This is a genomic window from Acinetobacter sp. ANC 4218 (assembly GCF_002135245.1).
Taxonomy (GTDB): Bacteria; Pseudomonadota; Gammaproteobacteria; order Pseudomonadales; family Moraxellaceae; genus Acinetobacter.
The window spans coordinates 16,038-39,030 of the sequence record NZ_NEGD01000022.1; the positions used below are offsets into that span (position 1 = coordinate 16,038).

General features: G+C 40.5%; 22 protein-coding genes and 1 pseudogene. 4 read left to right on the forward strand and 19 right to left on the reverse strand.

Going from position 1 to position 22,993, the window contains the following annotated elements:
- Positions 1-4: 4 nt before the first annotated feature.
- The 15 genes from B9T38_RS15735 to acnD form a co-directional block, all read right to left on the reverse strand.
- Complete coding sequence (locus B9T38_RS15735) at positions 5-457, reverse strand: SRPBCC family protein (RefSeq protein WP_086197657.1); 453 nt, start codon at positions 455-457, stop codon at positions 5-7.
- Between the two features lie 215 nt (positions 458-672).
- Positions 673-1,773, reverse strand: coding sequence for a catalase family protein (locus tag B9T38_RS15740; protein ID WP_086197658.1), 1,101 nt, complete (start codon positions 1,771-1,773; stop codon positions 673-675).
- 419 nt (positions 1,774-2,192) lie between these two features.
- Positions 2,193-2,573: a ribonuclease E inhibitor RraB gene (locus tag B9T38_RS15745; protein ID WP_086197659.1), complete on the reverse strand. Its 381-nt coding sequence runs from the start codon at positions 2,571-2,573 to the stop codon at positions 2,193-2,195.
- Positions 2,574-2,735: 162 nt separating this feature from the next.
- Positions 2,736-3,599 carry an SNIPE associated domain-containing protein gene (locus B9T38_RS15750; protein ID WP_171263260.1) on the reverse strand — a complete coding sequence of 288 codons (864 nt, stop codon included), beginning with the start codon at positions 3,597-3,599 and terminating at the stop codon, positions 2,736-2,738.
- Positions 3,600-3,935: 336 nt separating this feature from the next.
- The gene (locus tag B9T38_RS15755; RefSeq protein ID WP_086197661.1) at positions 3,936-4,601 is read right to left on the reverse strand and encodes an RluA family pseudouridine synthase; all 666 of its coding nucleotides are present in this window, start codon (positions 4,599-4,601) and stop codon (positions 3,936-3,938) included.
- Positions 4,602-4,688: 87 nt separating this feature from the next.
- Positions 4,689-5,141 (reverse strand): hypothetical protein, encoded by a 453-nt coding sequence (locus B9T38_RS15760; protein ID WP_086197662.1) that lies wholly within the window; start codon positions 5,139-5,141, stop codon positions 4,689-4,691.
- 488 nt (positions 5,142-5,629) lie between these two features.
- Positions 5,630-6,343, reverse strand: a complete 714-nt coding sequence (locus tag B9T38_RS15765) for an SIMPL domain-containing protein (protein WP_086197663.1) — start codon at positions 6,341-6,343, stop codon at positions 5,630-5,632.
- Positions 6,344-6,460: 117 nt separating this feature from the next.
- On the reverse strand, positions 6,461-6,712 hold the full coding sequence (locus tag B9T38_RS15770; protein WP_086197664.1) for a DUF6868 family protein: 252 nt from the start codon (positions 6,710-6,712) through the stop codon (positions 6,461-6,463).
- A 537-nt stretch (positions 6,713-7,249) separates the two neighbouring features.
- On the reverse strand, positions 7,250-7,951 hold the full coding sequence (locus B9T38_RS15775; protein ID WP_086197679.1) for a DUF1003 domain-containing protein: 702 nt from the start codon (positions 7,949-7,951) through the stop codon (positions 7,250-7,252).
- Between the two features lie 280 nt (positions 7,952-8,231).
- The gene (locus tag B9T38_RS15780) at positions 8,232-8,450 is read right to left on the reverse strand and encodes a hypothetical protein (protein ID WP_086197665.1); all 219 of its coding nucleotides are present in this window, start codon (positions 8,448-8,450) and stop codon (positions 8,232-8,234) included.
- A gap of 253 nt (positions 8,451-8,703) precedes the next feature.
- Positions 8,704-8,910, reverse strand: coding sequence for a hypothetical protein (locus tag B9T38_RS15785; protein WP_086197666.1), 207 nt, complete (start codon positions 8,908-8,910; stop codon positions 8,704-8,706).
- 464 nt (positions 8,911-9,374) lie between these two features.
- Positions 9,375-9,518 (reverse strand): zinc ribbon-containing protein, encoded by a 144-nt coding sequence (locus B9T38_RS15790; protein WP_086197667.1) that lies wholly within the window; start codon positions 9,516-9,518, stop codon positions 9,375-9,377.
- A 229-nt stretch (positions 9,519-9,747) separates the two neighbouring features.
- Positions 9,748-10,320, reverse strand: a complete 573-nt coding sequence (locus tag B9T38_RS15795; protein WP_086197668.1) for a hypothetical protein — start codon at positions 10,318-10,320, stop codon at positions 9,748-9,750.
- Between the two features lie 52 nt (positions 10,321-10,372).
- Positions 10,373-11,299, reverse strand: a complete 927-nt coding sequence (locus B9T38_RS15800) for an HNH endonuclease (RefSeq protein WP_086197669.1) — start codon at positions 11,297-11,299, stop codon at positions 10,373-10,375.
- Positions 11,300-11,442: 143 nt separating this feature from the next.
- On the reverse strand, positions 11,443-14,061 hold the full coding sequence (gene acnD / locus B9T38_RS15805; protein WP_086197670.1) for a Fe/S-dependent 2-methylisocitrate dehydratase AcnD: 2,619 nt from the start codon (positions 14,059-14,061) through the stop codon (positions 11,443-11,445).
- 720 nt (positions 14,062-14,781) lie between these two features.
- Here acnD and ygfZ point away from each other — a divergent pair.
- A complete protein-coding gene (ygfZ, locus tag B9T38_RS15810; protein WP_086197671.1) occupies positions 14,782-15,507 on the forward strand; it encodes a CAF17-like 4Fe-4S cluster assembly/insertion protein YgfZ in 726 nt (241 codons plus the stop codon).
- A gap of 107 nt (positions 15,508-15,614) precedes the next feature.
- Here the strand turns inward: ygfZ and B9T38_RS15815 are convergent, their stop codons facing one another.
- On the reverse strand, positions 15,615-15,860 hold the full coding sequence (locus tag B9T38_RS15815; protein ID WP_086197672.1) for a hypothetical protein: 246 nt from the start codon (positions 15,858-15,860) through the stop codon (positions 15,615-15,617).
- Positions 15,861-16,214: 354 nt separating this feature from the next.
- Between B9T38_RS15815 and B9T38_RS15820 the strand changes: the two genes are divergently transcribed.
- Entirely contained in the window at positions 16,215-17,027 is an 813-nt protein-coding gene (locus B9T38_RS15820) for a tetratricopeptide repeat protein (protein ID WP_086197673.1), read from the forward strand.
- 86 nt (positions 17,028-17,113) lie between these two features.
- On the opposite strand, the gene B9T38_RS15825 is transcribed toward B9T38_RS15820, so the two are convergent.
- From B9T38_RS15825 to B9T38_RS15835, 3 genes and pseudogenes are all read right to left on the reverse strand, one after another.
- Positions 17,114-18,040, reverse strand: coding sequence for an AEC family transporter (locus B9T38_RS15825; protein ID WP_086197674.1), 927 nt, complete (start codon positions 18,038-18,040; stop codon positions 17,114-17,116).
- Positions 18,041-18,139: 99 nt separating this feature from the next.
- Positions 18,140-19,249 carry an NADH:flavin oxidoreductase/NADH oxidase gene (locus B9T38_RS15830; protein ID WP_086197675.1) on the reverse strand — a complete coding sequence of 370 codons (1,110 nt, stop codon included), beginning with the start codon at positions 19,247-19,249 and terminating at the stop codon, positions 18,140-18,142.
- Positions 19,250-19,261: 12 nt separating this feature from the next.
- A pseudogene (locus B9T38_RS15835) lies at positions 19,262-21,367 on the reverse strand (TonB-dependent receptor domain-containing protein).
- 274 nt (positions 21,368-21,641) lie between these two features.
- On the opposite strand from B9T38_RS15835, the gene mutM reads away from it, so the two are divergent.
- Both mutM and B9T38_RS15845 read left to right on the forward strand, forming a co-directional pair.
- Positions 21,642-22,496 (forward strand): bifunctional DNA-formamidopyrimidine glycosylase/DNA-(apurinic or apyrimidinic site) lyase, encoded by an 855-nt coding sequence (gene mutM / locus B9T38_RS15840; RefSeq protein WP_086197676.1) that lies wholly within the window; start codon positions 21,642-21,644, stop codon positions 22,494-22,496.
- On the forward strand, positions 22,493-22,771 hold the full coding sequence (locus B9T38_RS15845) for a peptidylprolyl isomerase (RefSeq protein WP_086197677.1): 279 nt from the start codon (positions 22,493-22,495) through the stop codon (positions 22,769-22,771). Before mutM ends, B9T38_RS15845 begins: the two co-directional genes overlap by 4 nt.
- The last annotated feature ends 222 nt before the right edge of the window (positions 22,772-22,993 follow it).

Genomic DNA, 22,993 nt, shown 5'->3' on the forward strand with positions numbered 1-22,993 from the left:
AGCACTATTGATCTGGAATTTCAGGAGTAACCAGTAAAGTGAGCAGTTGCAAAGATTCCTGCCATCCCAAATAGCAGGCTTCCACTGGAATAACATCAGGAATACCCAATTGGGTAATATGCACTTCTGTTCCCACCGACACTGCTTTGAATTGAATGACCACTTCAATGTTTCCGGGAAAATTGGGATCATCGAACTGGTCAGTATAGCGCAACAATTGATTGGGAATGATTTCATGATAGGTGCCAGCAAAGGAATGGATGGAACCAGTAGAAAAATTGCTAAACGACATTTTATAGCTTCCACCCACTTTTGCATCCAGATGATGAACCTTCGCGGTAAAACCATGCGGTGCCATCCATTTAACCAGAGCATCCGGATCAATAAAGGCCTTAAACACCCGTTCTGGGGGTGCGCTCAATACTCGATGCAATTTAACCGTATTACTTTTGCTCATTTTACAACCTCATCTTATTGTTGTTTTTAAATGCTGATCTAAGATGAAAACTATTGCTGTTACTCTATGACAATGTAGGACTTTAATACAATATTAAGCAGGTTTTTCACTTCCTTGTTAATCAGCAATTAAAATATCCCTAAACAGTATAGGTCTAAAACAGCTGCATTCAGGCAGGTATTTTTAGTCTGAGTGTAAAATCCGGCTGTGAATATTTAATCTGGCATGTCATCAATATCATGGGGTTCTGTGCGGGGCTGGATGTTCATACAGTGCCGAAAACAGGATGAACGTTCATAAGCCTGCATACGTACACGCATGATGGAACCCAGAGGCTGATGTTCTTTTACCCCATGCCATGGGCTGAAAGACAGCACGTCATCCGAATAAACCCGACGTGCCGGACTGAAGGTATTTTGCCGAGGAAAATGTAAAGTTCCAATGACCTGATGCGGTGACTCATCCTCATCCCATAAGACCGACGCATCTTCGACAGGCATACGGTCCAGATGAGTACAAAGCTGGGCTCGAATCACATATTCAGCCGTATTACGCTTGAAAAAGCCCTGTACCAGATCACGTATGCCAGAATCATACTGAATATGCATCTGTAGACCGGTCAACTGCTTCACCGATTCAGATTCAGGTGCCACACTCATTTTGGCAATATAGTTGCCATAACGAAGAGCAGCCATACTGTGATAGGTTTCTCCTAGCACATGATGTTGACTGCGTGCCAGACCTTTTATCATCGTAGATGCCGGCAAGCCAGCGCGATTGAGCAGATGATCCATTCCACGAATGACACTGCGTAGGCTACGCATGACCAGTTCAGGCATTCTTTCCCCTTCAATGATGAAAGGCAGCATTTGCATATATTTACGTACCGTCCCAAAAGCCAGCACCGGAATATTGACCATCAGAAAATCCTGATTTTTTCCATCGCTTGAATCTTCTGGCAATAAGCGCTCGCCCGGTACATTTAAAATTTTAAGGGCAAAACCATGAGGTGCAGGTGTTTTATCACTACGCAAATCTCCAGAAGCGGCAGATAGACGCACAATGACATCATAATAACCCGGATGGGCAAAAATTCCCTGTGCCAAGTGATTCGGCAGGTTTTCCGGAATGGTCAAAATGCCTTTTAAAAAACCATGGGATTTCGCATGTGCATCGCGTACCGCATGACGATGCTTGTCAAAAACCTGAGTATGGGTTTGCGCCATATACTCTACGATGTGCTGAATGTCTGCTTCTTCATTTTCCTGTTTTTGCTCTACTTCTGGACCATAGGCCACATAGTGATTGACTGCCATGCTATGCTCCTTTTTTTTCTGGGAATAGAGATAAACTTTTTTGCAATTTATGTATTAATCTAGCAAGGAGTTTTCTTTACAAAGGGAGTGCTTGGTAAATACATTGCAGGTATTTGGTAAACAACGCAGAGAGATGACATTCAAATAACTGAGTTAAAAATCACCACACGACCATATTAAAATCAAATATTTAAATTAAAAATTCAGAAGAATTAAAACAGATAGAAACTTAAAAATAATGAGAAACCCGCTTTTAACCATGCAAAGCTGAGTTTCAGCTCATTTCTGATACTTTTAATAAAATTTTGCCATTAAAAAAGCCCTAAGCATCTAAATACTTAAGGCCTGTTTTAACAGGTTCGATCCGATTGGCTTAACTTGGATCATCCCCAACCTGTTAATTTTTTTAGGAATATGGATTAACTTTTGACTTCATTTTCCCATTCTTCATCTTCATAGACATAGGCCATGCAGCCCCAGCCATCATATTCGCCATCATATTGCGTCGCAATTTTAGTGAACCATTCTTCCAGATCGACGATGTCTGAATATTCAGGTTCCATATACACATAAATGGTAATAATCCACTCGACCGTATCGGCTTCTTCATCTTCAAACAGGCTAATTTTTTGCTCTTCTTTAAGCAGATAAAGTGCACATTTTTGTGCCTGTTCTTCAGACTGAAAAGCAATGGAAAATTCAATTTCATGCGCTTCGGTCAGGTCATCGCCATCTTCGGCCATTTGCCAAAGTACATTACCATTTTCATCATCGGGGAATTGTTCAAAATCGCGTGTCATGGAGCGTTTCCTTATTGTAATTAGGTACCAGCTATATCATGCCATATAGATTAGCTCAAGTTTGTTTCAGTTTATCTATTTAACTATTTAGCTTAACTACAGCGCTTGTGCTGATGAGCAATCTCTCGTTCTACCATTTTTTACAGATTGCTGGTATTAGCCTTACACCCTCTGCTGTTGCAATTCACTTGGCCCAGTCTGTTGCTGTGCCTTGAAGGCTAAAACCAGGGCCGTAAGTTTAAATTCTTCCAGACGTAACTTTAAAAATGATTCATGAATTCGGGTATGACCGAATGCTTCTCCATAATGATTGATCAGGATAAAGTCATCTTGCAGCGCCTGAATAAACAGGTCCACAGTGTCATGGTCTAATTGAGATAAATACAGATCAGCTTTACTGTTAAAGACATGAGTAACCAGAGCGATGGCAGAAAGTTGGCGATTTTCTTCGACATACTCACATTGCCCCCCTGTGTTTGCTGCAATGGCATTTTTTATTTTACGGCGGACTTCTTTTAACTGCTGCACGGCATGAATGTCACCATAGCCATCAATCAATTGATCCAGAAAGGTTTGTACAGGATATACATCTTGAATACCATAACCCTGAATCTTGTTTTCCAGTGCTTTAGAAATTGCCTCCAAGTTTTCTTGTTCTAAGACCTGATTATAAAAAGCACCTAGTCGTTCTCTGGCTTGGGCTTCCAGCTTAAGCTGGCTATTTTTTTCCAGTTTTTCCAGATAATGTCGAGTATTTTCAATCTCTGCCTTCATTTTTTCCAGCAGAAACTCTGCTTCAGTTTTAGTGACTTCAACAAAGCTCTCGACCTGGTTTTTTCGCTCCGCAATGTAATGTTCAATATCTACAATGTCCTGATACTGGCTCAGCTTTTCAACCCTGTTTTTTAAATTTCCGATCTCTATACGACAGGTATTTAATTGATGATGCAGCGCATCATTTTGCTGCTCATGCTCTGCCAGATTATTTCGCGTACGATCCAGATTCACCTGTAAAGATTCAAGCATGATCTGTTTTTTTCTTATTTGCATGATTGCCCGATAAAGCAATCCCAGCAAAATAAGGGTGGTCAGGATATATAGATAAATCATTGTGGTCAGGATATATAGATAAACGATTATTATCTCAAAATTATTATTTCAAAGAAATGTTACGCATGATTATTCGTTTGTTTTTCCATTACCAGAAAAGGGATATCGTGTCTGAATGATCGCACTTTTTATTATTCTAAGATTTTCATCATCATAAATCAGTGAACTAAGCAGAAGATAGCCCTCATATCATATATGTAACTTATGATTAAAATTCTAGAATGTTAAACAGATAAAATTTTAAGACACTGATTAAAAAGGTACTTTAGCTTTAATTTCAACATCTGCTCCGCTTAAAGGCTGTTTAAAAGCCAGATAACTGGCATGTAAGGCCATACGTTTTAATGGACTCTGATAGGGTTCTGGATGATAGAGCTTGTCGCCAGTAATCGGATGTCCGATATATTGCATATGCACCCGGAGTTGATGGGAACGTCCGGTAATCGGAGTCAGTAATACCCGGCTAATGTCTTCCACTGCAGAATATTTTAAGGCCTGATACAGCGTTCTGGCAGGTTTTCCCAATTCAAAATGCACGATTTGACGCGGCCGGTTTTCCCAGTCAGTAATTAATGGCACTTCGACACTGCCCTCAGCTTCGAGCTTGCCTTGAACCAGCGCAATATAGTTTTTTTTGACCGTACGCGCCTGAAACATTTTACTGACCGCCACTTCTGCTTCACGGTGTTTGGCAAACATCAAAATGCCGGAAGTTGCCATATCTAGACGATGGGTAATTTTAGCATTGGGATAGCGTTCCAATACGCGAAAATAGGCACTGTCATGATGTTCAGGTAAGCGTCCCGGAACGGACAACAGCCCTGCCGGCTTTTCAATCACCACTAGGTCTTCATCTTCATAGACGATAACAAGCGGTTCCTGAGGCGGCATATACACGAAGTTGTCGTTGATGGGCATAGCATTACAGCATGTGGGAGAATGGGCGCAAAATAACAAGGTCAGATCAGACTGTCAACGTCTCTGAAATACAGAGTCAATCTGGAATTATTTATTGTTTGCACCCAATTTTCCAAACGCAGGTTTAAGCTGATGAGAGAGGTCATCTTCAATCAATTGCAGTACCTGATGATCTACTTCATATTGCCTGATCGTGATTTTAAACTGACCTTGAAACCATTGACTCAAATGTAGTGAATACGTGCTCTTTTGGCCTTGACCCAAATGTTGTTTCAACCGATTTTTAAGTCCTGTGGTAGATGAACCTACATACATCACTGTGCAAGGCGCATTTAATCTTGCACAGGCATGCGTTCCCTGCGCTTTAAAGATACGAAAGTGATTAAATGTTTCATTCATATCGCCGTCTACTTGTTCAATGATATAAATCGCCTTAGATATCGGAGGTAAATCATCTAGAGTTGAAAATATAAATTCCTGAATAGGTATGGCCATTTTAGCAGCATGACAATGTTGAATAAGTGTATCAAGATAACGCATATAATTTATTATAGGTAATTGATTTGTTAAATATTTTATCAATGAAGAAAAATAAAAGAGATTTTTATCTTATATTTTTGCCGGAGAATTTTTGAGGGTGTTAGGGAAAACATCTGTGGTTTACTTCAACCATTATAACTTTATAAGTTATAACCCTATGCCTATAAATTGATAATCTATAGCGTCCTAAGCCGAATCGAGACCTTTTGGGTAAGTACTGCACTCACGTTGTACGCAACTGGCAGCAATCTACTCTTTTCGATCCCTTATCACACCCTTGAGATATATGTTAGTTAAAGACGGTCGGGATTAATTTCCTCAGTTTTTTTAATTTTTCATCATTTTTGGGAATTTTTTTCCTTAAATGAATAATAAATAGAATTTTTTATCTTCCGGATTAAAATACAGGTTTTTTCTTGCAGAAAAATTGGGATTACTGGAATTTATCTGCACATCGGACCACATTTTTTCATCACTTTTTACCCCATTTAATCAGCCAAATAATAGTCTACCGTCGATACCACACGGACTTTCTTTAAATAAGGCGTGTTGCTGTCGCGATCTTCAATGCTAAACAGTCCCTGATTAGCCGCCTTGATTTTACCTAAACGGCTTTTGGAATCTGCGGCAAATTTTTCTGCCACACTGCGGGCATTTTGCGTTGCCTGCTCAATCATCGCTGGCTTGATATCATTTAACTTGGTAAATAAATATTCGGTTCGTTGACCTGAATCATCGCCACCAAAGGCAATGCCCTTTTTACCCAAAGCCACCAGACGACTTTGTGCTGCCCGCACTGCATCTATTCGGTGGGTATAGATGGTAATGGTTTGATGGGCGGTATAACGGAGCGCGACATTGGCATCGCCGCCATATTGCTGGGCATATTTATCGGTCGTAACCGGAGCTGCAGTGGTAATTTCCTGATCGCTAAAACCTTCGGCCTTTAAAAATGCCTGAATTTGCTGGGTTTGTATTTCCATGGTGTCATACAGCTGGGTCAGGTCCTGACTGGCCGAGCTAAAACGGATTGGCCATACTGCGACATCAGCTTTCACCTCACGCTCAGATAGACCCTTGACCGAGACTATACGTTCATATTGCTTAATTTTGACTGCACTACTGCCGAGAATCCATCCCGCAATAATCATCCCCAGACAAATGAAAATACCTAAAACCAGTGCAGGTTTGAATTGATTCATGCTGCCGAATTCCTCTTTTGCTTGTTTTTGATTGTAGCGGTCCTGTTTCTATAAACTGCGAAACTGCTGTTTAAAGATGATCTATTTGCCTATAAGCCTTTTAAAGTTGAATCCGGGTTAGGAATTTCGTATCAGATATAAGGCCAGAAATGGCACCAGATTAAGCAGTAAAATACCAATTTTATATATAGCCATGCCTCCATAATGAATGGCATCAAAAGTGTGATCTGAAAGCTGGAACCATTTGCCATGCAGCTGTTTCATCCAGTTACGGGCAAAAATAAACAGCAAAAACCAGATCATTAATATGATGTAATTAATGAGTAATGAACAAAGTAGAAAACGACTCCAGAAATCATCATTTAGCATTTTTATGGCCTGACCGGATGCTCGCTGATATTTTATAAATTAGCAGATTTTATCCACAAAAATGAACCACTGATTTGTATCCGGTTTTTTGAATGTAAATTTGATTTCTTCTATTTTTATGTGCTTGAGAATTTTTTAGGGGGTCAGGGAAAACATACTGTTTTACTTCAACTATTACCACTTTGTAAGTGATAACCTGATGCCTATAAATTGGTAATTTATAGCGTCCTAAGCCGAATCAAGACCTTGTGGGTAAGTACTACACTCACGTTGTACGCAACTGGCAGCAATCTACTCTTTTCGATCCCTTCACACCCTTGAGATATAGAATAGCCAAAGACATGCGGGATTAATTTCCTAAGATTTTGCATTTTTAATTATTTTTGGGATATTTTCCCACTTTATCTATATTTGTAAAAAAATTTCCCCAATTGATATAAAATTCCGATTTTTATTGCGCCAAATCAACATGAATCGGAATATTTTCTCCATCTCTATAAATCACAGCATTGAAGATTAGCATCAGATTATAAATGGCTATTTCTTCTTGGTCATTTCTGACAGCAAATCCAGTTGAATTTCCTGAATGTTAGCCAGACGATCCCACTGATGCATTAAAAGATGATCAAGTTTTTCATGTAAATGTCGAATCTCCAGTTCAGCTTTTAAGTTGACCTGATAATCATTTTGCGAACGCAAACGGTCTTTGGCTTCCTGCCGGTTTTGGCTCATCATGATTACGGGTGCCTGAATGGCGGCCAAACAGGACAGCATTAAATTTAATAAAATGAAGGGATATGGATCTGCAGGATGTTTCACCATGACCACGGTATTGATCAAAATCCACAGCGCCAAGAAAATGGCAAAGCAGATCAAAAAGGTCCAGCTACCACCGAAACTTGCAATTTTATCAGCCAGTTTTTCTCCAAAAGTCCAATTCTGATCGAGCTTGTTCTCTACATTTTTGCTGATCAGCTCATGCTGCTGCATACTGTTCAACACTTCATATTCTAGATCAGTGACTTCACCTTGTTCAGATTTTAAAATGGACTGTACATACTGCATACGGTATTTGGTTAAATCAGCTTGGCAGATAAAGTCGCCAGGTGACCACTGTGGAAAATCCTGTGAAATTTCCTCTGTAATGACTTTGCGAATTGTTCCGATCGGGATAAGATTTTTCTTAGGAAAGCTTTTTTTGCAGACCATGCATGTTTGATATTCTGTTCTTCCGTTCATACCCCATACCTTCTGTTTCATCTATACTTCAATATGCCATGATGTTGATCATTTCCAGACTTAAATAAACACTTGTTTCTGGTCATATTTTGCCAGGACAAGCGTGGTTTTAACTTTATCCCTTCCATATTTTCAGCCTAATTTTAAAGCAATAATCCAGCAATTTTAAAGATAAATAGGCCAGATACTATAGGCCTATAGCAGTGAGCCATTATGTTGTTTATTCATTTATAAACAACAATTTAAATCAAAGCAAAGTTGCGAATTCCACTGCCCTTTATCACACATAGAGCTGTTTAACATTTTGATTGATATAGGTATTTAAGCCATCACCATATTGCGCCAGCTGTTGCATATTTTCAATATGCTGATAGCCGGCACTGGCATAGCTATAAGTATAAATTTTTGATTTTTTCTTAAATTGAACACGAATAAACTCATTGCCAATTTCATAGCTGGCCACACCAGAGTCGTGGTTCAGATCAAGATAATGTTGCAATTGGGCGCCCTAAATACCGTGAATATAAAGTTTAAGATGAGGGTTTATTGAGCATTTTTCAAACAATCAACAATAATCAGTCCATAGATGAATGGGAAGCGATTTCTATTCGCCAGTTATTCCTATCTATTTATATTTATTCAAAACCTGATCTAGGATTGAAACATTTTAGTGTTCCGCAGCTAAATCAATCATCAACCAGATAAAAAAAAACTCCGCCAGTTAGGCAGAGTTTTTCAGTTTCAGATTTAAATTATTCCTTACAGCACTTGCTACAGCCTTCTACTCTTTCTGTTGGCCAGTTCATTCTTGCGCGTTTATAGGCGAGTTCATAATTTGCAAAGTATCCAATCAAAATCTGGTCATCCGATTTTGGCAGGTCTTCGCAGCCCAGTGTCGCATTGTGTATATAGTGTATGCCTTTAGCTGCAGGTTGTTCATCTACAATAAATTTGATCATTGATAGTTCCCCGAATAATTTTTATAAAGTTGAACCACAATAAACCCATATAAAATTTATGGATTTAATTCAATAATATAATTATGTCTTTATTGAATAAAAATCAAGCGCTTTTACATGAAATATCCGTGACATTCTTTAAGTAAATATTTCTTAAAAATTTTGTATAAACATATATTTTATTTACATCTTAAAAGCAGGTTTTTCCTTTATTTTGTTATCTAAAGCGTACCTAGCATATCAATATAATGATCAGTATCCTGACACATCAGGACACAGGCAAGGCAAAAGCAGAATTGACAGCGAGTCGCCCAAATTCATTCATCTGTGGAAATAGCGTAATTTGAAATTCCGCCTGTAATCACGCTTGATACACTCCGATAGAATGCCCAGCCAACAAAAAAGCCCTATGGATGAATAGGGCTTTTGTTCAAAACAGAGGGTAACTGTTTGATAGGTGCTGCTTAGGCAATTTTGTTGTTAAATTGATTGCCAAGGCATTTGGTACACGGTGGTAGACGATCAGTACCAATTTCTAAGTAGGTGCGGTGTCCGCATTTGACACAAAAATAGAAGCCTGTTCCGGGTTTAGAGCCAGCAGTAACCATTTTTGTTCTCCATAGGTTTTAGAAATGGTGAACTCAGTATACCCCTATCGTGATGATTGTCTATTGATCATTTCGACAAGTGATGTGGGCATAATTGCAAAAAATAATTTCAAAAAGGAAATTAAGTAGCCTTACAAAGGATTAGTGAGGCTGTTTTCTACTTTTAAGCCGTCGACACATTCAATTTTTAGTAGAAACCAACTACGTTCACTTTTGAAACAGTTAAAATTCAACTAAAAACTTTATTTTCTTGATTTATAGAAATGATTTCCTCAAGAAGACCTTCAACATTTTCATAAATTTTTTTATAAATTTTAGGTAAATACTCAATAATATCATTCATATTGATTTCTTGTTTATCAAAGCCATGATAGAAATTCAGATATCCAATAATTTTTTCTTTTTCTTCTTTTTCCATACGAATAACAGGATCAAAATCTCTATATAAATGTTTATTGGATAAATGTATCAAACCACATCCAAAATCATAAGCTATTGCTTCCCATCCTCCTTGCTTAAGCATTTCATAATCTTTCACATTTTGCATTTTTCCTTTGGAATTTAAAAATTTCCACTCTCCCAATTGGACACTATTTTTTACTAAATTAAATGCATTGTGACGCAGTTGATAACCACTTTCCCAATCAATTAAATAATTAACTCTTTGCAGAGTATCTAATTCCTGTCTTATGATTCCAATACAAACACCATAACATTTTTGTTCATAAAGCAAATCGAAAGATTTTTTGTTTTCTTCAGACCTAGCATTAACTTGTTTAATAAACATATCTAAAATATACATTACTTATCGCTAACCTCCTTATTATGTGTATATATATCTAACTATAAAAGCATTAATTGAAACACTTCCATTTTTCTATTAAGAATCTATCATCCAAATATGATCCATCATTCTTTAAAGAAATCTTAACCCCATCAAATTTTTCATACTCAGTATTTTTCAAGTTTTTTGATATTTTAACAGTAAATGTTTTTGGATTTATACCTAACAGATTTGCATCAAACAATCTATGAAGATCTGTTCTTAACAATAGGCCATTATTTGTATGATTTATTCCGCTATCTGAGTGGCTTATTATATGAGCAGCATCAATTAATTCTGAAATTTCAATTCTAGATATCATACATCTCAAGCCATAAACTTGAATTAAATTCAGTCTAAAGTGTGACTGATTTCGCCTTATTTTTTTTTGCGTATATTCATTCTTTTCATCATCTTTTGCTTGTGAAAATAAATAGTTTTTGCTTTTACTTGATTTTGTATGTGCCACAATCACTCGATTCATTAACTCAATTAAACGCTCAACTAAAAAATTAAAGTCTGTATTATTAACAAACATAAATCCTTGCTTTACTCCTTTCACTCCAGATTTTAAATTGATCTTTACATTTCTCACAGAATTAGAATATTCTTTCGGAAATTTTTTTTTATCTCCTAAGATATGTTTTAGTAGATTTTTATTTATTTCATTAGTCGGATTTTTTAAGTTCCATGAAAATATATCATCTGTATAAACAATCATTGATAGGTCTAATTCAAATATATAGTTATCACCTTCATCAAACAATATAATATAATAGGGCATTGTACCTTTACGCCAAGATGTGAATCTTATTTTCATATCATTAGGTAATAACAATGTCGCATATCCATTTTTTTCATTAATATATTCACCAGAATTTTTTAAAACTGTTTTTAGTTCACGTAGTAAAGCCAAACCAATATTTTTATAAACATCATGTGATATTAGAGCACTCACAAGATTGCTTCCTTTTAATAATAAAACCCCACTTAACAGTAGGGTCTTTTTTAAACAATTTCAATAACTTTAATCATTAATCCACCCCAACCCTCCTTTTCAAAGAGAGGTTAGGGGAGATTTTTATTTCTAATCAAAAATGGTTAAGCCACATTCCCTTCCAAGAAGTCCTGTGCAAAGCGTTGCAATACACCGCCAGCTTCATAAACAGAAACTTCTTCTTCGGTATCCAGACGGCAGGTTACAGGCACTTCAACTATCTGGTTTTTACCATCATCAGTTGAACGCTCAATCACTAAAGTCAAGGTCGAACGTGGCGCAATATTACCCACCACGCTATACAGTTCCGTACCATCCAGCTTTAAAGTCTTGCGGTTAGTACCCGGTTTAAACTCCAGCGGAAGAACACCCATACCCACCAGGTTAGTACGGTGAATACGCTCAAAACCTTCAGCCACAATCGCTTCTACACCGGCAAGACGCACACCTTTAGCTGCCCAGTCACGGCTAGAACCTTGACCGTAGTCCGCACCCGCAATAATGATTAACGGTTGCTTACGGTTCATGTAAGTTTCAATCGCTTCCCACATACGCATCACTTCACCTTCCGGCTCCACACGCGCTTTTGAACCCTGCTTGATGGTACCGTCAGCACGCACCACCATTTCATTGAACAGTTTAGGGTTAGCTAAAGTCGCACGCTGCGCAGTTAAATGGTCACCGCGGTGAGTTGCATATGAGTTAAAGTCTTCCTCAGGCACGCCCATTTTGTGCAGATATTCACCCGCAGCCGAATCCATAATAATCGCATTTGATGGCGATAAGTGGTCGGTAGTGATGTTATCCGGCAAAATCGCCAATGGACGCATGTTTGTCAAGGTACGCGGTGCAGCCAAAGCCCCTTCCCAATATGGCGGACGGCGGATATAGGTACTTTGCGGACGCCAGTCATACAGTGGACTTGCCGCTTTTTCACGCTCACCCAAATCAAACATCGGGATATACACTTTTTTAAATTGCTCAGGTTTTACAGCAACTTTTACCAGCGCATCAATTTCTTCATCCGAAGGCCAGATGTCTTTGAGGTAAATTGGGTTACCGTCTTTATCGTTGCCAAGCGAATCTTTTTCAATATCAAAACGGATAGTTCCGGCAATCGCATAAGCCACAACAAGTGGCGGCGAAGCCAGGAAAGCCTGTTTTGCATAAGGATGGATACGGCCATCGAAGTTACGGTTACCTGAAAGTACCGCAGTGGCATACAGGTCACGGTCAATAATTTCTTGCTGAATTTTTGGATCTAGCGCACCCGACATACCGTTACAAGTCGTACATGCATAAGCGACAATACCAAAGCCCAGTTTTTCCAGGTCGTGCAGTACGCCTGCTTCTTCAAGGTAAAGTGCAGCTGCTTTCGAACCCGGTGCAAATGAAGATTTCACCCAAGGCTTACGGGTTAGACCCAACTCATTTGCCTTACGTGCCAATAAACCGGCTGCCACAGTGTTACGCGGGTTAGAGGTATTGGTACAAGAAGTAATCGCCGCGATAATCACCGCGCCATCTGGCATTAAACCTTCTGCTTCTTGTGCACGAGCGGCTTCTAAATTACCTGCAATGCCTTTTTCTTTTAAGTCAGCCGTTGATACACGTGCATGCGGGTTTGACGGGCCGGCAATGTTACGAGTAACAGTTGACAAGTCGAAACGCAGTACGCGTGGATATTCCGCCTGTTTCATGTCTGAAGCCCAAAGACCAATTTCTTTGGCATATTGCTCAACCAGTTTCACCTGATCTGCTTCACGACCGGTTAAAGTCAGATAATCAATGGTGTTCTGGTCAATATAGAACATTGCAGCCGTTGCGCCATATTCCGGTGTCATGTTGGAAATTGTCGCGCGATCACCCACCGACATGCTGTCTGCACCTTCACCAAAGAATTCCAGGTACGCACCCACGACACGTTCTTTACGCAAGAACTCAGTCAATGCCAATACGATATCGGTTGCTGTGATGCCCGGCTTGCGTTGACCCACCAGCTCTACCCCAATGATGTCCGGTAGACGCATCCATGAAGCACGGCCCAGCATCACGTTTTCAGCTTCCAAGCCACCCACGCCCACAGAAATCACACCCAAGGCATCAGTATGTGGCGTATGCGAGTCTGTACCGACACAGGTATCCGGGAATGCCACACCTTCACGCTTTTGAATCACCGGAGACATTTTTTCCAGATTGATCTGGTGCATGATGCCGTTGCCCGCAGGAATCACATCGACATTTTCAAATGCGGTTTTGGTCCATTCAATAAAATGGAAACGGTCTTCGTTACGACGGTCTTCTACAGCACGGTTTTTGGCAAAAGCATCCGGGTCAAAACCGCCATATTCCACAGCCAATGAATGGTCCACGATAAGCTGGGTTGGTACAACCGGGTTAACTTTAGACGGGTCACCACCCTGATCTGCAATCGCATCACGCAAACCTGCAAGGTCAACCAGTGCGGTTTGCCCCAGGATGTCATGACACACCACACGTGCCGGATACCAAGGGAAATCGTGATCTTGCTTACGTTCAATCAGCTGACGTAAAGACTGTTCCAAAATAGCAGGATCACAACGGCGTACCAGCTGTTCGGCCAGTACTTTCGAGGTATAAGGAAGTTTTGCATATGCGCCTGGCTGAATATCTTCTACGGCTTGGCGTACGTCATAATATTCGAGCTGGGTACCTTGCAGTAGTTTGCGGTAGTTGTTGTTCATAGCTTACCTGCCTCTTGAATCATTTTTTCTTTACTACGTAATTGTTGTTGCGAGTTACAATCGGTTCAACGGCATAGTACACCGCCGAAAAGCCATTTCCCAAATCTTTTATATTTCATATATTTAGGTATAAAAACAGGTGTTTTAGAAACATATTGTTACATAATTTTTGGGATATTTGCTCTAATCATGCTTTTTTTGGAAAAATAGCGGGAAATACGCCTCATTCTTTAGTATTAGATGTGCCTAAGCGAATAACAAACAATCTTGTTCTGTAATATTTATCCCCATCGTTTAAGTGAATGTAAAGCTTATATTTTTTATATTGCATTCGCTCTTGTCAGGCATTAAAACCTACAAAATAGCGTTAAGCTAAAAATCTGATGATCTAGCACTGCTTTCGATGCCTATCTTTTAAACATGCTTATTGGGCAATACCTATTTTTGCATCACTCTAAACCCTTCAAATATGAGGTCAGAAAAGATCTTCACCTTACAAAAAATTGATCAAGGGTAAAAAATTTGGGTCGCCATTTTTGCATTAGAGCAGCGATTTTAACGCTGATGATTTTGTCGCTTAACCGCATTCATTTAAATAAAACTACATATTTCTGAATTTCAGTAAAGCTAGAGCAATCTGGGCTTTTTGTTTGCCTATCTGCCCTGCATGCTGCAAAATATCTGCACTAATGATTTGTGAAATATATCCAGAGGCTAGTCATGTCAACGTCTACTGCTTTTACACTATTCACTTTAAATGGGGTAGATGCACAAAAATTCCTTCAGGGCCAAGTGACTTTAAATGCTGAGGCATTAGCCGAAAACCTGACTCGCTATACCGCGATCTGTAGTTTAAAAGGACGAATCCTGTTTGGCCTATGGCTAAAAAAAATTAGTCCGGAAAGTTTTGAAATTGTGGTCACTGACGATCAGGCCGAAGAATTTGCCAAACATATTAAAAAGTTTGGCGCTTTTTCGAAAATGAAACTGGAACAAGTCAGCCGAGTTTTCCCTACGCTCAATGGCGATAGCACCGATTTTTCTAGCACTGAAACCGATATCGCAGCTTGGCAACTTCAAGCGATTGAAGCCGGTCAGGCCTGGATTGAAGCGACAACAGCACAAGAATTCCAGCCGCAAGAACTACGTTTGCATCAGCGTGAAGGCGTACATTATGACAAGGGCTGTTATTTGGGGCAGGAAATTATTGCACGTCTCTGGTTTAAGGCCAAACCGAAACACTGGCTGCATTTGGTGCAAGGTAGCGGTGATGCTCCTGCTGCTGCAACCCAGTTAAACAATGATGTTGAAGTGGTCAACAGCATTACTGTGGATGGCGGTTATAAAGCCCTGGTCGTGGCAAAACCTGCTGCGCTTGAAGAGCTGGGATTACAAGTTCTAGATTTGCCTGAAGCCTTAAATGGTGATGTAGCACGTCCACAGTAAATATTGAAACTTTAGATATTTAAGCTTTGGATATGTGCTGCACTGAGCCTCCATCTTTGGAGGCTTTTATGCATTTGAAGGGATACTAAACAGATCACATTTCCGGATTAAAAACCATGAAACAGCTTGTTCATGTCTTTGCAGACATATTCTTTAAATGAATAATCACGCGCATGCTTGGCATCAAATTTTGCTTCAAGCTCACCTTTTTTAAAAATATAGACACGGTCATCTTTACTGACCAAATATTCAGCCCCCAGTTTCATCAGCAAAGCATCCATTTTTTCTTCTTCAGGAATATTGCTGTCCAGATTGACCCGATCATAAGCGCGTTTAATGGCTTTAATGAACATTTATCTACTCACACATTAATTCAGCCGCGATTTAAACAAAGATTGGCTGAAAAACAAAGTGCCGTTTCGCTGCTGCGTATTTTTCTCTGATCCTTGTACTTGCTGGTTTTAAATTTTAAGCACAAAACAATTCATCTACAAAGCCCTCACCCTACTTAAGCTTGCTTTAAGATTTTCTACCCAAAATCGAGCCAGTAGCAATTATGTAAATATCTATGAAATATTATGGTAATGCACCCCTCATGTATTTACATTCACATAAATAAACTTATGATGTTAAAGGAAGGGTTCCATATTCATTTTTAAGTACATAAATGGAATTAAGATTATGTTTATAAAAGGTTTTTTAAAAATATGAAAAGAATTATACTTGCCAGTCTGATCGCTTTGTCTTCAAGTTTCGCGATGGCTGAAATGACAACCACTTCTGTTGATCCTGCATTTGCCAAAGTAGAAACACTGGTCAAAGCCAACGATATGAAAGGCGCTTATCAGGAGCTGGATAAATTAGCAAAAACAGGAAATGCACAGGCACTTTATAATTTGGCCTACTTGACTCAAACCGGTCAGGGCACCACCAAAGATGAGAAAAAAGCCATCCAGCTGTATCAAGAATCTGCAAACAAAGGCTATCCGGTCGCCAACTATGTCCTAGGTAAAAACTACATGACCGGTACTTTAGGTCTGCCACAAGATACTAAAAAAGCCAAACAGTATTTAGAAAAAGCATCCAAGCAAGGTTTTGATGATGCCAGCGTAGATTTGGCCGTATTACTGTTTTCTGAAGGTACAGCAGCATCAGATAAACTGGCTTTGCAGAAATTGGACCCGCTGATCAAAAAAGGCAATTATCAGGCCATTCATGCCAAAGCGTTATATGACATCAGTCAGGGTTTTAAAAACAAAAACGAAGCACCGATTAAGCAAGGCTTAAAGAGCATTCAGGATCTGGCACAAAAAGGCTATATTCCCGCTTTAATGGCTGTAGGTAACATGTTTGCAAACGGTAAAATCGTTCCGCAAAACCTGCCTGAAGCGAAAAAGATTTTTGAGGCTTTAGCCAAAGAAAATGTGCCGCAAGCCAAACAATCTTTAGCTGTGGTGGATAAAATGATTGCCGAACAGGCCAAAAACCCGCCTAAAGCTGCTGCTGAAAAGAAAAGCTAATCACTGCAGAGATGATTAAAAGCCTCAATTCCGGGGGCTTTTTTTATAGCTGTTATTTTGTTGCTATTCATGCTGACCGTAAAATTTTAAGCCCACCAGACACTAATTAACACACTCACCACAATAAATCCTAAAATGGTACTCATCAATAAAGGAGTTAAAGTTTTTTCATTTAAACCATACGCTTGACCTAACATGGCAAAAATGGTCGGCATCGGCAAAGCGGCAATAAGCGTTCCAGCATAGACCATTTCCTGACTCACATCGGTTAAATAATTCAAACCCAGGAACATCAGCAAAGGCATGATCAGGTTACTGGAAATCACCAGATAAAAGCTTTGCAGATTCACATATTTCAGCGTCAATCCCACAATCCCGCCACCAATCGAGAATAAGGCTAAAGGCGATGCAGTTTGTCCAAGCAGGGCCAAGACCTGATCCAGCTGTTTAGGAATATGAAGCTGAAAGATGGCACAGGCTATCCCCAGCATGACGCCCATAAACAAGGGATTTTTCAATAAAGTAACCACCGTGCTCTGGAGGATTTGGGCAAAACTGGCCTTTTGTGAGTTTCCCAGTTCTGCCAGAATCAGCACTGCCGGAATGAGCAGCACACTTTCAATGATTACCACCAAAGAGGTATAGGTCATCGCCTTTTGTCCCAGCAGCAAGGACAATACCGCCGTACCAATGAGCCCGGTATTCGACATGGCCGCACCTAGCGACAAAACTGAAGACTGTGAACGGTCATTTTTAAAGTAATGTGAAACAATAAAAAATGCCGCAGCATATAAAATAAAAGTCACGCCGCTATAGACAAGAAAGTATTCGGGATACCAGATTTCATGCAAATCTTTTGCGGCCAAGGATTGGAAAAATAAAGCAGGTAGCGCAATTTTAATGACAAAGGCCCCAACAGCATTGACTTGCTCTTTTGTTAAAAGCTGAAAATTTACCGAAAGATAACCTAAAGCTAATAAAAAAAAGATCGGTACGATGACCGTAAAGACCATATGGAATTTGTCCTTTCAATAAATAAAATTACTTGCCCAGACTCCGACTCTTTAGAGTCTGAGCATTAAAACATTCAAGCGAAATATCGGGATGAAGTATTAAAAAGCGCTAAACAACGCTTTTAATCCATGCGGCTGACAGCGCAAATATTGCGGTGCGATTTGAATATTTTCACCCAACTCTGCGGCAGCATGCCATGGCCAGCGCGGGTCATACAGCATAGCACGGGCAAGGCCAATCGCATCTGCCTGCTCATAATGCAAAATTCCTTCGGCCTGCATGGCTTCAGTAATTAAACCCACAGCAATCACGGGAATGCTGACGACCTGCTTAATGGCATGAGCAAATGGAACCTGATAATTGGCTTCCAGATGGATATTCTGATCGATATGCAAGCCGCCACTCGACACATGGATATATACCGCCCCCAATTGCTCTAAAGCTTTGGCCAAACCGACCGAAGATTCGACATCCCAGCTGGCCTGCCCCTCCATCCAGTCTGTTGCAGAAATACGCACGCCTATAGGGTAGCCTTCTGGTACCGCATTTTTCATGGCCTGAAAAACTTCCAGCGTCAACCGAATGCGGTTCTCGAAACTGCCGCCATATTCGTCCTGACGCCGATTCGATAATGGTGACATAAATTGATGCAGCAAATAACCATGTGCTGCATGCACTTCAATTAAGTCAAAACCGGCATCCACGGCACGCTTGGCAGCATCTGCAAAGTCTTGAATCACTTGCTGGATTTCATCTTGACTCAGCGCATGCGGTGCATGATCGGCCGGATTAAAAGGAATGTCACTGGCAGAAACTGTTTGCCAGCCATGAGTCTCTGCCGGCTTAAATTGACCTCTTCCATTCCAAGGTTTATCGGTTGAGGCTTTACGCCCTGCGTGTGCCAATTGCACAGCAAACGGCATAGGCGAAAGTGTCTTTATTTTTGTCAGTAATGCCTTAATCTGATCACGCTGTGTATCATTCCACAGTCCCAAATCGGCATAACTGATCCGCCCTTCCGCTTGCACTGCGGTGGCTTCAACAATACATAAACCGGCACCGGACAAAGCATAATTGGCCCATTGCTGCTCATGCCAATAGGTCACTTCACCTTGTTCAGTTGCCGAATACTGACACATTGGAGCAATTACGATTTTATTGCTCAGTTTTAACGAACCAAATTGAATTGGTTGAAATAATAACGCCACACTTAGCCCCTGTTAGAATACCTTGCTCACACTTAATCCCGCACTCCAGTTCAAACCGTCCGCGGGTTCAAAGAAGCGTCCATTACCCTCATTTACAATCACTGAACCGACATAGTCTTTATCAAACAGATTATCGACTCGCGTAAAAGTCCGAACTTTCCAGTCGGCCTGTTTCCAGACATAACCGGCATTGGCCGAAACGATGCTATAACTTGGTGCGGCATCGCTATTTGCATCATCTACATAGACCTGATCCATATAGCGGACATCAACACCCATATTAAAACCGGTTTCCGGCTGCCAGCCTAAAGAGGCAAAAGCCTGATTTTTAGAGATACCTGGAATCTTGTTGCCTTTCTGCACCGTACTGTCCGGAATCGCTGCATCAAATGTAGCATCAATATAGCTGTAGCTGGCCTGAGCAGTTAAATCACGCCATAGATTTTTGTTCCAGGAAAGTTCTAGTCCTTCACGCAGCGTTTTATCCGCATTCTTATAGGTCGCACGGCCATCCACTGTTCCAGCAGAAACAATATCGTTTTGTGTTTTGCTTTGGAAGACTGCAGCCGTGAAATTGCCCCACATATTTTGTGCTTTCACACCCAGCTCATAATTATTACTGTTGGCAGGGCGTAAATTAAAGTTTATGCCATCATTTGCGGAATAGGCCATTTCGGTAAAGGTCGGGGTTTCGAAACCTTTGGCATAGCTGGCATAAGCATTGAACCGGCCATTCATTTTCCAGCTTAAAGCCACTGAAGGTAGCACCTGGTCATAGTCGGTCTTGCCGCTATCGTCGCCATTGCCTGTGATAATATAGTGATCGTTAGACTGGTAATGTACATTGCTATAACGCAGTCCTGTGTCCAAGGTCCAATTGGGTAAAAAATCCCACGCGGTTTGAAGATAGGGATCTAAATTCCATAAAAAATTCTGTTCATCACGGCGTAGCTTCCCTTTTACGCCAAATTGCCCATTGGCATCAAAGTTTTCATAACCCTGGCGGTCTTCATCCATATAATCAAAGGCCAGACCCGCGGTCAGACGCGTATTGGGTAAAAGATTCTTTCCAGTCCAGCGAATATCAGTGCCGTAATAATCACGGTTGAAATCAATCACACCGCCGGCATGGCGTGGGTTTATTTGCGCTGCCGAAGGAATCGACTGATACTGGGTCACTTCACGATGTCCCAGATAAGCCATAGCACACAGTTCATGCTGATCATTGATCGGTTTAGACCAGGTCAGACCGGTCTGGGTTTGATTGATTTCCTTGCGTACGTCATAGATATTGTTTGCATCATTGACCTGTTTGGGATTGGCTTGCCACTGCTGGCGGGTCAAACCTTGCGGATCATCGGCATTTATATCAACCTGATTCATAATCCAGTTCAGTTTAGAGCCGTCATCCAGATCCCAGGTCAGTTTGGCATTACTCAGTACTTTATGCGCAGCACTGTGGTCACGGTAGCCATCAGTATCAAAATAAGAGGAACTGAGCAGATAACTCGGCTCACCGACCCGATCTGCACCACCTTACAATACCACATTGGCACGGCTTTTATGCTGACTGCCAGCTGAATAGCCCAATTCAATGGAATCTTTGCCTTCTCCCTGTTTGGTCGTGGTCAAAATTGTACCGCCAGAGGAATTGCCATAAAGTGTAGAAAATGGCCCACCCAGTACTTCAATATGGTCTAGACTGCTTAAATCAATATTTGAGGTCTGGCCCTGCCCATCCGGCATACTCGCAGGAATACCATCGACATATAAACGGATACCACGCACACCAAAAGTTGAACGTGCACCAAAGCCACGCATGGAAATCTGTAAATCCTGGGCATAATTTTCACGGTTATTCAGCTGTAAGCCAGGTACACCTTTTAAAGTTTCAGAAAGATTTACACCGAGATGATTCGTATTGTTATTTTGTTCAATTCGATATACTGAAGCAGGTGTTTGCAGCCAGTCAGTATCGCTACGTGTCGCTTCTATTTTAATGACAGGAAGCAAAACTAGGTCAGTTGAATCAGGGGCAGCATAAAGATGCTGGCAGAGGCATGCTGTCAGGTAAAGTAAAGTCTTAGGGGAGAGAATCTCGTAATATTTACCTGGCATGGCTTGCTCTATATCTTATTAAAATACTGCTTGAAAGCTTAAACGAACTACCCGCATAGCGTTTAAGTTTATTTGTAGTACCAAGGTTAATGACGCATTCAAATTAAGATTGGGGCGAAGCATTAAGCAATCGGCGAATTAAAATGACTGCTAGAATCAGTCGATTACATCGATTAACGAATTGCAACAAGCATATAGATTTTTTGAGATTCCCTTGCAATCTCCTCTTAGCAGTCCAATATTAAGCACAAAGTTTTCTTGATACATTTGATCCATGCCTGAATTACCTGAAGTTGAAACCACCAAAACCAGTCTCTTGCCACTGTTGGATCAAACCGTCTTAAAGGTAGAAGTCCGTCAGCCGAGCTTACGTTGGCCTATTCCTGAAAATATACAAAAGTTGGTGGGTCAAAAATTGCTGAAACTCACCCGCCGTTCCAAATATATTTTGGCAGAGTTTGAACAAGACAGTATGCTCTGGCATTTGGGCATGTCGGGTAGTTTCAGATTATGTACAGCAACAGATGAACTGCGCAAACACGATCATCTGATCATTCAATTTGAAGATATTGAACTGCGTTATCATGACCCGCGCCGTTTCGGCTGTATTTTATGGCTCGATCAAGACTCGCAAAGCAAGCTGATTGATACTTTAGGGCCTGAACCTTTGAGTGAAGCATTTAATGCTGAATATCTGTTTGAAAAATTTAAAAAGAAAAATGTAGCAGCGAAAGTAGCGATTATGGATAACCACATGGTGGTGGGAGTGGGCAATATTTATGCCACGGAAAGTTTATTTAACGTAGGGATTCATCCTGCCCAACCGGCTTCTAGCCTGAGTTTTCAGCAAATTGAACAGTTAGTTATAGAAATCAAACGTATTTTAAAACAGGCGATTGATCTCGGTGGCTCGACTTTACGTGACTATACCAATGCCATGGGTGAAAATGGTTATTTCCAGCAAACCCTGCTGGCCTATGGCCGGGCCGGTGAAATGTGCGTGAACTGTGAAACCACGTTGGAAAATTTAAAACTCGGACAGCGTGCATCGGTCTTTTGTCCAGAATGTCAGCCTCTAAAAAAAGTTAAAATAGCCCACCAGAAAGCCATTAAAGGAAGCCAAGCATGAAATCTGCCATCGTTCGACATATCCTGGTTAAGGATAAAGTGTTTGCTGAACAGCTAAAAAAGAAAATTCAGGATGGGGCTGATTTTGCCAAAATTGCCAAACAGCATTCCACCTGTCCATCGGGCAAAAAAGGTGGCGAACTGGGTGATATCAAAAAAGGCCAGTTAGTCGGTCCGATTGATAAAGCTGTATTTACATTGCCTGAACGTGAATTACATGGCCCGATTAAGAGTCAGTTTGGCTGGCATTTACTGGAAATTAAGTTCCGGATGTAATCCCCCCTTGCGAAGCAGTGATTCTCACCTTTTCCAAAGGGGGACCACTCCCACTACTGTCCCATAGTTTGCTTTAAATAAAAAAACCTGAGTCTAAATAGTTAAAATATGAGTGCAAACAAACACTTTAACTATAAAGGACTCAGGTTTTGTCACATCAGAATACCGTATTTCATCAATTACTCAAACCCATTTTAAGACAAGATTTTGAACGTCTGGCTA